8 protein-coding genes and 1 pseudogene are annotated in these 11,558 nt (G+C 62.2%); 3 read left to right on the forward strand and 6 right to left on the reverse strand.

Going from position 1 to position 11,558, the window contains the following annotated elements:
- Nucleotides 1–77 precede the first annotated feature (77 nt).
- A complete protein-coding gene (locus tag DC522_RS20220) occupies nt 78–1,781 on the reverse strand; it encodes an FAD-dependent oxidoreductase (protein WP_205769709.1) in 1,704 nt (567 codons plus the stop codon).
- Between the two features lie 613 nt (nt 1,782–2,394).
- Between DC522_RS20220 and DC522_RS20230 the strand changes: the two are divergent.
- Nucleotides 2,395–3,070: pseudogene (locus tag DC522_RS20230) on the forward strand (type 1 glutamine amidotransferase domain-containing protein).
- Nucleotides 3,071–3,133: 63 nt separating this feature from the next.
- Here DC522_RS20230 and DC522_RS20235 read toward each other — a convergent pair.
- The 5 genes from DC522_RS20235 to DC522_RS20260 all read right to left on the reverse strand — a co-directional run bounded on the left by DC522_RS20235 (nt 3,134) and on the right by DC522_RS20260 (nt 10,325).
- Nucleotides 3,134–4,183, reverse strand: a complete 1,050-nt coding sequence (locus DC522_RS20235) for an alpha/beta fold hydrolase (RefSeq protein ID WP_116530443.1) — start codon at nt 4,181–4,183, stop codon at nt 3,134–3,136.
- An 85-nt stretch (nt 4,184–4,268) separates the two neighbouring features.
- Nucleotides 4,269–5,522, reverse strand: a complete 1,254-nt coding sequence (locus DC522_RS20240) for an epoxide hydrolase family protein (RefSeq protein WP_371680068.1) — start codon at nt 5,520–5,522, stop codon at nt 4,269–4,271.
- A 393-nt stretch (nt 5,523–5,915) separates the two neighbouring features.
- Nucleotides 5,916–7,295 (reverse strand): FAD-containing oxidoreductase, encoded by a 1,380-nt coding sequence (locus tag DC522_RS20245; protein ID WP_116530445.1) that lies wholly within the window; start codon nt 7,293–7,295, stop codon nt 5,916–5,918.
- Nucleotides 7,296–7,392: 97 nt separating this feature from the next.
- The gene (locus tag DC522_RS20250; RefSeq protein WP_116530446.1) at nt 7,393–8,049 is read right to left on the reverse strand and encodes a VOC family protein; all 657 of its coding nucleotides are present in this window, start codon (nt 8,047–8,049) and stop codon (nt 7,393–7,395) included.
- 932 nt (nt 8,050–8,981) lie between these two features.
- Nucleotides 8,982–10,325, reverse strand: a complete 1,344-nt coding sequence (locus tag DC522_RS20260) for a PLP-dependent aminotransferase family protein (RefSeq protein WP_116530448.1) — start codon at nt 10,323–10,325, stop codon at nt 8,982–8,984.
- A 205-nt stretch (nt 10,326–10,530) separates the two neighbouring features.
- Here DC522_RS20260 and DC522_RS36115 point away from each other — a divergent pair, with 205 nt between their 5' ends.
- Together DC522_RS36115 and DC522_RS20270 are read left to right on the forward strand one after the other, a co-directional pair.
- Nucleotides 10,531–10,674: a DUF1127 domain-containing protein gene (locus DC522_RS36115; RefSeq protein ID WP_245444359.1), complete on the forward strand. Its 144-nt coding sequence runs from the start codon at nt 10,531–10,533 to the stop codon at nt 10,672–10,674.
- A complete protein-coding gene (locus DC522_RS20270) occupies nt 10,674–11,453 on the forward strand; it encodes a sulfite exporter TauE/SafE family protein (protein WP_116530450.1) in 780 nt (259 codons plus the stop codon). Before DC522_RS36115 ends, DC522_RS20270 begins: the two co-directional genes overlap by 1 nt.
- The last annotated feature ends 105 nt before the right edge of the window (nt 11,454–11,558 follow it).

The following is an 11,558-nucleotide window of genomic DNA, read 5'->3' on the forward strand; positions in this document are numbered from 1 at the left end:
CGAACAGCCGGGCCGCCGTGCAAACAGTGTTCACCAGCGGAAGCGATCTCGCGCTGGCATGGGCGATCCCGCCGAACTCAGTTGCGGTCGTCCACGCGGGTCTCGCCGCGGGCCCTGGTCAGAACAGCGTCCTTGGTCAGAAAGGCGTGAAGCGCGGCCACCACCTGCGCCCCCTCGCCCACCGCTGCGGCCACCCGCTTCACCGAACCGGAACGGACATCCCCGACGGCAAAGACGCCGTTGAGGCTCGTCTCCAACGGGCGCCGGCCGGGAGCCACATCGGCTCCGGTCAGCACGAAGCCCTTGGGGTCCAGCGCCACATGAGACGGATCGAGCCATTGGGTGTTCGGCAAGGCGCCGATGAACAGGAACAGATGCCGCATCGGCCGGCGGATTTCTTCCCCCGTTCCCAGGCGCCAGCGAACCGCCTCCAGGCGGCCGGGCTGTCCCTCAAGTCCGGTGATCTGGGCCTGGGTGATGATCTCCACATTAGGAAGGCCCTCGATCCGGTCGACGAGATAGCGCGACATGCTCGCCCCAAGATCCCGCCCCCGGACGAGTAGCCACACCTTCGCCACCCGGCTGGCAAGGTAGACCGCTGCCTGACCCGCCGAGTTGCCGCCGCCGACGAGGGCAACCTCTTGGCCGGCGCAGAGCTTCCCTTCCAAAGGCGAGGCCCAATAGTGCACGCACGCGCCTTCGAACCGTTCCAGGTCCGGGACATCGAGCCGCCGGTAGCGGGCGCCCGTGGCGATCACCACAGACCGGGCGCGGGCTTTATCGCCATTGAGCAGATGCACCACGTATGGGCCGTCTCCTGACACTCCGTCGCCCTCAAGACCAACGGCCTCATCCGGTATCGCCATCTCGGCCCCGAACTTCTGTGCCTGCGTGAAGGCGCGGGCCATCAGCGCCATGCCCGTGATTCCGGTCGGAAAGCCGAGATAGTTCTCGATTCGGGTAGAGGCCCCCGCTTGGCCGCCGAATGCGTGGCCATCGAGCACCAGGACGGAAAGGCCTTCGGACGCGGCATAGACGGCCGTGGCAAGTCCAGCTGGCCCCGCCCCGACGACAACGACATCACAGATTCGGTTTGGATCGAGCGCCCCCACCAGCCCGATGCTGCGGGCCAGATCGAACTCGGTGGGATTGCGCAGCAACTGGCCGCCCGGACACAGAACAATCGGCAGATGTTCCGAAGCGATATGGAACCGCTCGATCAGCGTCGCCGCTGCAGGATCGCTCATGGGATCCAATCTCTGGTGAGGATGGCCGTTGCGAGTCAGGAAGTTTTCGAGCCGCAATACATTGCCATCATCGGCCGATCCAATGATCAGCGGTCCGCCGATTCGTGCTTCGATCAAGCCGACACGCCGCAGGATCAGGGCCCGCATGATCCGCTCTCCAAGTTCCGCCTCGGCCACCAGAAGCGCCCGGAGGCGCTCAGGCGGAATGATCAGGGCCTCCACCGGCTCCAGGGCATCGGCGTCCGCGAGTGCCGGGCGCCCAGATAATTGAGCCAGTTCGCCCATGAACCCACCCGGACCATACGTGACGATCGGCTCTTGGTGGTCTGTTTCGTCGTGCCGGGTCACCTCCACCCTGCCGGTCAGGATAACGGTGAGGCCGTGACCCGCCTCCCCGCTCCGGACGAGCGGCTCATGAGCGCGGTAGTGCTGGACCTTGCCGAACCGGTGCAACCGCGCGATCTCGTGTGGCTCCAGGATGGGGAACATCTGATCGCGGCGCGTGGCGACAATTGATTGCATCGGCGAGGGCATGATCGCCTCTCCTTCTGGGCCAAAGAACTGCGCCGGGTGAACGAGTATACAGCGGGTCCCGGTCCAAGGGCGAGACCGTGCCTGATCAGCTGTTATCCTTGTTGCAGCACATCCGATGTGCCCGTTACATCAGGTCAGTGGGTGACAATTCGGATGGGTGTTCGCCTTATCCGGCTCTCCAGGACCTGCCACTGCTGAGCTTCGGTAGCACTAGCGGTCTGATACCATCACCGGCAAGGCCAATGCTCGGCGTTCGCTGCATGCCACTCACCCGAAGTGACTGAGGCAAGGGATCGATCCACTCCGCGGTGGTGAAGCAACCAAGCCAGCCATAACCCGCTCAGAGCCGCTTCTTTCACATGTACATGCGGCAGTGGATACTGTTGGCCACACCACGCATTAGGGTGAAACCCAAGGTTTGCAACATCGCCTTCATGTGAGTGGCAGCGAGGTGTAGAGTTTTTCCTGTTCCAATGGCTCGCCCGCTCTGCTTGAGAGCTCCAATCGAATCCTCCGAGAACCCGTAAAGGGCTCCCGAGGACTGATTCATCGGACCGTAAGTCTTGAAACAGAACTTTCTCAGTCATGCTTCCGTCAACAAAGGAGTCCGCCCATGAAAATCCTGATGGTGCTCACTTCCCATGATCGGCTCGGCAATACGGGCAAGCCGACAGGTTTTTGGCTCGAGGAGTTCGCCGCGCCCTACTATGTTTTTCAAGGATGCCGGCGCCAGGATCACGGTCGCTTCGCCCAAAGGCGGCCAGCCACCGATCGACCCCAAAAGCGACGAGCCCGGCAACCAGACCGAGGCCATGGCGCGGTTCAAGAACGATCCAGAGGCGCAGGAGGTCCTGGCGAACACCGTCAAGCTCAGGGACGTCAGGGCGGATGACTACGACACCGTCTTCTATCCGGGCGGTCATGGCCCGATGTGGGATCTCGCCGACGATCCGACGTCCATCGCCCTGATCGAAGCGATCTACAACGCCGGCAAGCCTGTTGCCGCCGTGTGCCACGGGCCTGCCGTCCTGCACCGCGCGACCTATCAGGGGCAGCCAATCGTCAAGGGCAAGCGCGTCACGGGCTTCACCAACTCTGAGGAGGAAGCCGTCGGTCTCACAAACGTGGTGCCGTTCCTCGTCGAGGACGAGCTGAAGCGGCTCGGGGGCCGCTATGAGAAGGCTGCCGACTGGGAGAGCTTCGTCACTGTCGATGGCCGCCTGATCACTGGGCAGAACCCCGCCTCGTCGACCGCCGCGGCTCAGGAACTCCTCAGGCTTCTCGGCTGAAGCCCAACCCTTGGCGGCTCTCGTCGCTTTCAGTCGCCAAGGGACTTTCCATCTTGCAGCCGCTCAAGCACGGTCGACGTCGATCACGGCCTGAGCGAAGGCCTGCGGCGCCTCTTGCGGCAGGTTGTGGCCAACCCCACCGGTGATCAGCCGATGCTCGTACCGGCCGGAGAACTTCCTGGCATAAGCCGCCGAGTCCGGATGGGGTGCGCCATTGGCATCGCCTTCCAGAGTGATCGTCGGGACGCCGATCAGCGGGAACGCGGCGAGCCGCTGTTCCAGGTCGTCGTACCGGCGCTCACCATCGGCCAATCCGAGCCGCCAGCGGTAATTATGGATAACGATGCTGACATGATCCGGATTGTCGAAGGACGCTGCGGTGCGGTCGAAGGTCGCGTCGTCGAACTGCCATTTCGGCGAAGCGAGCTGCCAGATCAGCCGGGCAAAATCGTGCCGGTATTTGTCGTAGCCGGCTCGGCCGCGCTCCGTGGCAAAATAGTACTGGTACCACCATTCGAGTTCGGCCTTGGGCGGCAAGGGCATCTTGTTGAGCTCACGGCTGCCGATCAGATAGCCGCTTACGGACACCATCGCCTTGCATCGTTCCGGCCAGAGCGCCGCTAGGATGTTGGCGGTCCGTGCGCCCCAGTCGCAGCCCGCGATGACGGCCTTCCCGATCCTGAGGGCATCCATCAGGGCGATGACGTCGACGCCGAGCGCCGATTGCTGGCCGTTCCGGGGCGTGTCGTCCGAGAGGAAGCGCGTCGTACCATAGCCGCGTAGATACGGCACGATCACCCGGTAGCCGGCATCGGCGAGTAGTGGCGCAACATCCACGTAGGTATGGATGTCGTAAGGCCAGCCATGCAGAAGGATCACTGGAGCGCCGGTGGCGGGGCCGACTTCTGCGTAGCCGATATTCAGGACATTGGCATCGATCTGCTTCAGCGGACCGAATGACGTATGCGTTCCCGACTTGATCGCGGGCAGATTCAACGATCCTTCTCGGTTGGACTGCGCCCCTGCCGAACCCATCACAACGACTTCGGCGGCAGCGGTCAAGGCCGCGAGGCTCAAGAAGCGGCGGCGATCATGATTGACTCCTTCGGACATGATCCTCTCCCGATGGGTTCAAACCGGTGATACGAAGTGAGTTGGGCGGCGACGTAGGGCGTGCATGCCGCCCAACTCCTTCCCATCAGCGCAGCGACTTGAAGCTCGCGCGAAGCTCTTCCGTGAAGAATTGCGGCTGCTCCCATGCCGCGAAATGCCCGCCCTTGGGCAACCGATTATAGTGGATCAGCTTGGGAAAGGCTTTCTCGGTCCAACTGCGCGGCGCGGTATAGATTTCGTCCGGAAACGCGCTCACCGCGACCGGAATGGTAACGCCCTTGGGAGCGAAGAATGCGAGCTTGCTCTCCCAAAAGAGACGCGCCGAGGAGACACCCGTGTTCGTCAGCCAGTAGAGCGTGACGTTGTCGAGGATATCGTCGCGCGTGAGGCCTTCTGACTGTCCGTCGAAGACTCGTCCGATGAGCGCTTGGCTGGCCGCATCATGGTCGAGCATCCAGGCGGCAAGGCCGATAGGCGAATCGTCCAGCGCGTAGAGCGTCTGCGGGCGGTTGCCCATTTCCTGCGCGTAACCCACACGGTGCTTGTAGAAGAAGTCCAGTTGGTCCCACGCATACTTTTCGTCACCCGAGAGACCGGTGGGCGCTGGCCCGCCAGCGAGCGCCGCTGAAATATTGTCAGGGAGGGTTCCCGGCATATTGGTGTGGATGCCAAGCAACCCCGCGGGCTTCTGAAGCGCCATTTGCTCGGAGATGGCATCGCCCCAGTCACCGCCCTGTGCGACATATTTCTTGTATCCCAGCCGGTCCATTAGGACGGCCCAGACGCGCGCGATGCGCTGCGGATCCCATCCGAGCTCCGTGGGCTTGCCGGAAAAGCCGTACCCTGGAATCGAAGGAATGACGACGTCGAATGCGTCGTCGGCGGTCCCGCCATGAGCGGTCGGGTTGGTCAGCGGCTCGATGATCTTCAACTGCTCGATAATCGAACCCGGCCAGCCGTGCGTGATGATCACCGGCAGCGCATTCGGATCCTTCGATTTGACGTGGATGAAGTGGATGTCGACGCCGTCGATGTTAGTGACGAACTGCGGCAGCGTAGCGAGCCGCTGCTCGACCTTTCGCCAGTCGTACTCATTGGCCCAATAGCCGGCGAGCTTCTGCATCGTCGCAAGTCGCACGCCCTGCGAGTCGTCCGCCACCAGCTCCCGGCTGGGCCATTTAGTCGCTTTGATCCGCCGCTTGAGATCGGCCAGTTCCTCGTCGGACGCGCGGAACTTAAACGGCCGGATCGCGGTGTCTTCCGTCGCTGCGCCCGCTACGGCGGGCTGCGCGGCCAGATTCGTCGGGATCAGGCTGACGACGACTGCGGCTGCCGACATGGCCAGAAGCCCTGCGACTGAGTTGGTAAGGAAAGACATCACCATTCTCCCTGTTGGACAAGCGAACCTGAGGGCTGACAAGTGGCTTCATCGAGGATGGGCTTCCGTCGACCCAAGCGACCGTGTTTTCTCAGGATGGACTTTCGTGGCTTCGACGGCTTGAGCTCCCGAAGGCTGGGCCTGCGGTGCATAGGACAGTCAGTAGAGCGAGCAAAGCGGATGCACGCATCGTTACTCTCCTCTCGTCCCGCTAGGCGGGCGCACGAAAGAAGCGGACCAGCGCCACCGATCCTATTAGGTACCAGGCTACGACGCTCTGCCTGGCTATTTGGGACAGCGACATATCCGTTTGGGCCTCCGGATGTGGCATTCACGTCGAGTAAAGCCGCAACCTCAATTCAGAGGCTTCAGGTTTCCCAGCACGGTGGGGATCAGTTCCGAGACAGTCGGGTGAATGGGAACTGCCCATTGCAGGACCGGATAGGTCGCTCCCGCATTCATCATATCCAAGATGCCGTGAATCGCCTCATCGCCTCCCACGCCTAGAATGGCTGCCCCCAGGATCTGCTTCGTGTCTGCGTCGGCGACCACTTTCATGAAGCCCTTGGTCTCACCTTTCTCGATCGCACGCCCAACCCGCGTCATTGGGCGTTTGGACACCAACAGCCTGCGGCCCGTGCGCATCGCTTCGGATTCCGACAGGCCGACGCGCCCGAGCGGCGGATCGATGTAGAGCGCATAGGCGGAAATCCGGTCGCTCACCCGACGGTTTTCGCCGTCGAGGAGGTTGGCGGCAACAATCTCGTAATCGTTGTAGGACGTGTGGGTGAAGGCTCCGCGGCCATTGCAGTCGCCCAGGGCCCAGATGCCCGGAACATTCGTGGCGAGCGACTCGTCCACGACGATGTAGCCGCGAGCATCCATCGCGACGCCGGCCTTGTCGAGACCGAGATCGTCCGTGTTGGGCCGGCGCCCCACTGCCAGCAGCACATGGGAACCGGCCGCGAATGGCTCCCCGGACGTGCAATCGACGTCGACCGCCACACCGTCCGCAAGCGGCTTGAAGCCAATGCAGGTGGCGCTGGTGCGGACCACGATCCCCTCCTCGGTGAGGATCCCCCTGATAGCATCCGACACATCCTCGTCCTCGCGGGCAATCAACCGCGGCGCCATCTCGACGACCGTGACCTGGGCACCAAAGCGCCGATACATCTGGGCGAATTCGAGCCCGATATAGCTTCCGCCAACCACGACGAGATGCCGTGGAATGGTATCAAGCTTGAGAATCGATGTGTTGGTGAGGTAATCGACCGTGCTGATACCCGGCATGTCGGGCACGTTCGCGCGGCCGCCGACATTGATGAAGATGCGAGGTGCCCTCAGCCGGCTCTCGCCCACCCGGACGACATCCGGGCCCTCGAACCGGGCATGCCCTTCGATGACCGTCAGGCCGTCCATGCCGCGCAGCCACGTTTCGACACCTGTGCGAGCGTTCGTTGAGACGGCATCGGCGCGGGCCTTGACCCGCATCATGTCGACTTTGATCGCACTCTCGAGCGCGATCCCGTAATCGGCGCCGCGCCGGGCAAGGTGCGCAGCATAGGCGCTAGCGACCAGCGTCTTGGTCGGCATGCAGCCGGTGTTGACGCAGGTGCCGCCGAACAGCTGACGCTCGATGATCGCCACCTTCATGCCGGCGGCGGTCAAACGCTCGGCCAGAGATGGTCCCGCCTGTCCGGTCCCGATGATGATGGCGTCGAAGACTTGGGTCATGGCTTGGGTCCCACGATGAGCGCCGCGCCGAGGATCGCAGTGGCGTCCTCAAGCCGAGCAGCATGCCGATCCTTTCCTAAAGCGATTGGGCCGCTGCTCATGTCGGCAATGGCTGGCCGGCCTGCTCCCGGACGATGTACTCGGCGTACCAGTCCGGCCAACCCTCATCATGCTGGCCGGTTCGCTTCTCATGCTCGCCATGCGCCGCCGCCGCACGGCGGAGCGCGGCCGCGAGTTCGCTCGACGAGGCGAAGGTCGTGTCGTTCGCGTCCACGCGTCCGGGCAACCGCGCCGTGACCTCCTGCAACAGCCAGCTATTGCCATCGGGGTCACTGAACGAGGCGAACGAGTTGTAACTGCGCCGCTCCGGATCGGGTCCGCTCAAAGGGCCCTCCCCGACGGCGGCACGATGGAACACTTCACTCACGTCGACACCGCGCTCGACGAGTTCGGCGCGGGCAGCCTCGATGTCGGACACGACGAGATAAAGTCTCTGTGCCGACCCCGGCTCGGCCGAGGTGACGCCCCGGCCAAAGTGGATCGAGCACGGCGATCCCGGAGGCGTAAATTGTACAACCCGAAACGCATCGCCCTTGACGAAGTCGGCGTCGAGCCTCCACCCCAAGCCGCCGTAGAAGCGCTTGGCGCGATCGACATCCGAAACAGGGATGACGATGACCTCAAGCTTCATATCGATCTTCCGCGCTTTCGGAATCTCGATTGCGGTTTCATCATCTACCTGAGTACTGCTCATGTCTGGCTCCTTAGGTATGGGTACCTTGAGAGCGGCAACACACCCCTAAGCGCGTGCGTCACAGCAAAGGCACGCAGTCGAACTGATTTGGCTATCAGATTACGCAAACCGGGCGGGCCAGGAGCGACGTCGACAAGGCTGTCGATCAACGGCCGCCCGTCGGAGCCCAGGTCCAATGCAGGACTTTAACTTGTGTGAACAGGATACGCCTTCTTGCCATGGTGGGGAAGCGTCACAGAACCTGTTGATTACGTAGGGCAGCGGACGGTCAGCTCATGATCAAAGCGTGACTTTGTACAGGCCAAATAAACATCCGCTCGCGAACCGGTCCAGAAATCCGAGTATGGTCCGCCCGGTGCCGATTTCGTGAAGCGAAGCGTTAGGTTAACGGTGCCCGTCGGAAGAACTTTGCTTATTCGTCGGCAGCCATAACTCCATCATCAAGTAAATGCCGTTGAAATCAGATCAGTGCAGCTTGGCTCGACTCGGCGAACTTCTCTTCATATGGGCTGAAATGACCGCTTGGCACGAGGACCAGATGTTTCGGATCCAAAGCATGGCGATATCCTCTAAAGCAAGGTCGGTCGGAGTCACATTGTCATGCTCTGCTACCACCATCAGGAGCGGTGTCGGTGAGATCCGAGAGATGTAGATCCCGGCTCATACTCCGAGCCCATCTCGGTGGAGATGGGCTGCACCCCTTACCCTATCGCACATCAGCCCGTCCCGTCAGCCGTTTGCGTGAAATGCCCAGACCGATGGTGGCCATCGTGCTCATGGAATACTCCTGTGTCGCTGACTGCTTACAGCAGCCATGCTATCTCACCATTGGGTGCGGGCCGTCCACAGCATCATAAGCTGACATCGGTGAGTCGGTTCAGCCCAACGGCTACGCATGCGCAACAAGCATTGCGATCGCGACCGCACCGCGCTCATTCGGTCGAAACGTAATCGTCCTCCCTGGCATTCAGCATCGCGGCCAGTGTGCGCAGGCCAGTATCGAGCTGGTCCATTGTCGGAGCCGCCAACGCCAGCCTGACAGCGTCCGGCGCATGGCCGGACGTGACGGCGAAGGTCGTCGAGGGCGTTAACGCAATGTCGCGCCGGGCCGCGGCAGCAACAAAGGTTTGCGAACGCCAGTGTGCCGGCAGCGTCAACCACAGATGATAGGATTTGTCGTTCCTCTGGATTTTGAAAGCCGAAAGACGATCGGCCGCGAGTTTCTGACGCGCGCGCGCATCGAGGCGCTTCAGCCTCGAAAGCTCGGCAACGGTGCCGTCGCTGATGAGCCGCTGAGCCGCCGCAAACGCAAATCCTGAGGCGGTCCATCCGCCCGAACGCACTGAAGCCATCACGCTTTCACGCAGCCGCTGCGGCGACACGATGAAGCCAAGCGCCAGACCGGGAGCGACCTTCTTGGAGAGGCTGTCGATGACGATGCAGGATTCCGGCGCGAGCGCCGCAAGCGGCGGCTCATTGTCGAGGAAGCTGTAGACATTGTCCTCGATGACCGGAAGGTTGAGTTTTTCGACGACGCGCAACAGATCGGCTCTGCGCGTCGGGGGCATTGTCATTCCCAAAGGATTTTGCACCGCCGGCTGAACATAGATGGCTGAGAGATATGCCTCATGGTGCGCCTTTTGCACCGAGTCGGGCCGGACACCATCCTCGTCCATCGCCAGCGGCACCAACGAAATACCCAGACGGGCGGCGATCCCCTTGATGAACGGGTAGGTCAAAGCCTCCACACCACAGCGACCGCCTATGGGAACCACTGCGGCGAGCGCAGCGGCAATGCTTTGCCGTCCATTGCCGGTGAAGACGAGTTGTTCTGGGGAGGGGGACCATGCGCCCTGCGACAAGTACGCGGCTGCGATGCTTCTGGCCGCCGGTGTCCCGACGCTGGTTGCCTGCCGCAAGGCGGCGTCGAGCGCCCCAGGGTTCGTCAGGCCCTCCAGGCTTTTTGCGATGAGCGCCGTTTGATCCGGGAGTATCGGATAATTGAACTCAAGATCAATCCGGATGCCGCGCGGTTCGCCTGGGGCTGCCACGCCGCGCCTAGCATCACCCGCGATAAAGGTGCCCCTGCCAACTTCGCCGACCACTAAGCCGCGGCGCAAGAGCTCCGCATAGACGCGGCTCGCCGTCGAGACCGCGATCTTGCGCTCGTAGGCAAAGCTGCGCTGGGGAGGCAAGCGGTCGCCGGGCTTGAGAGTGCCATCGGCGATTTCCGCCGCGATGGTGTCGGCCAGCTTCAGATATTCGGACTTTGACATTAATTGCACCGAGAGCAATGTTTTGATTGTCCGGAGTATTTTAGAGGAGCATTATTCCTACATCAACCAAATTGCACCAGCCACTGCTCGGAGCAAACACCGGAGACCAGACATGACTGCAACGCTTTCAACCATCCTCCGGCCTACGAGGACGGAAAGCCCCGCCGCAAGTCTTCGGATCTTCACTGCCTGCTGGGAGAGGATCGTGCGCAATTTCGTCCATCGCGCCGCCATTGCACAGCTTCGCGAGTTCGACGACGATGCACTCCGGGATATTGGCCTCGTGCGTTCCGGGATCGAAGCAGCGGTCCGCGGCGTAATGACCGCTCCCAACCGGGTGAGGATGTGATGATGGCCTCCCCGGTTGCCCCGGAGCTGACGACTGCCACGATCCTAGTTGCTTTTGCCGGCGTGTTCCTGATCTGCTTCATGAAGGGTGCGTTCGGCGGCGGATTCTCCATTGTGGGCATTCCGCTGCTGTCGATCGTGATGGACCCAGTGACAGCCGGTGGCCTTCTCGCGCCATTGTTGGTCGCGATGGACCTGTTCGCCTTGCGCTATTGGAAGCCCTCAACCTGGTCGAAGCCGGACCTTGTGCGGCTGTTGCCGGGGCTCGTGATCGGGATCGGGCTCGGCTATCTGCTGTTCCGCGTTCTGGACCACCGCGCCATCGCGATCGCGATGGCGGCGATCACCCTGATCTTTGTCAGCCTGTGGCTTGTGGGAGGCGGTACGGTGACGATCCGTCCACGTTCGTCGCCGAAGGCGATCGCTGCCGGTCTCGCATCGGGCGTCAGCACTATGGTGGCGCATTCGGGCGGACCGCCGCTGGCGATGTATCTGCTGCCGCTCGGCCTCAGCAAGGAAGTCTATGCGGGAACGACGAGCCTGTTCTTCACGGTCGGCAATGCCACCAAGGCGGCGCCGTGGCTGCTGCTGGTGAAACCGGCGGGCAACGACTGGACACTGATGGCGGCTTGCCTGCTCGCCATTCCCACTGGCGTCTGGCTTGGTTGGCGGCTTCACGCAAGGCTGGATCAGCGTCAGGTTTATCGAGCCTGCTACGGATTGCTGATCGTGACGGCGTTGAAATTGTTGTGGGACGGCGTTTCCGGCTATCTCGCGTGAATTTGGACTGCGAATGTCTGCTGTGGGTCGAGGTCGTGTGAAAACGCGATGTCGGACTGTCCGTGATGGCCGCTGTTTGCGTATGCAGCCCCGGCCGGCATGGGA

Source organism: Microvirga sp. KLBC 81, assembly GCF_003075415.1.
GTDB lineage: Bacteria > Pseudomonadota > Alphaproteobacteria > Rhizobiales > Beijerinckiaceae > Microvirga.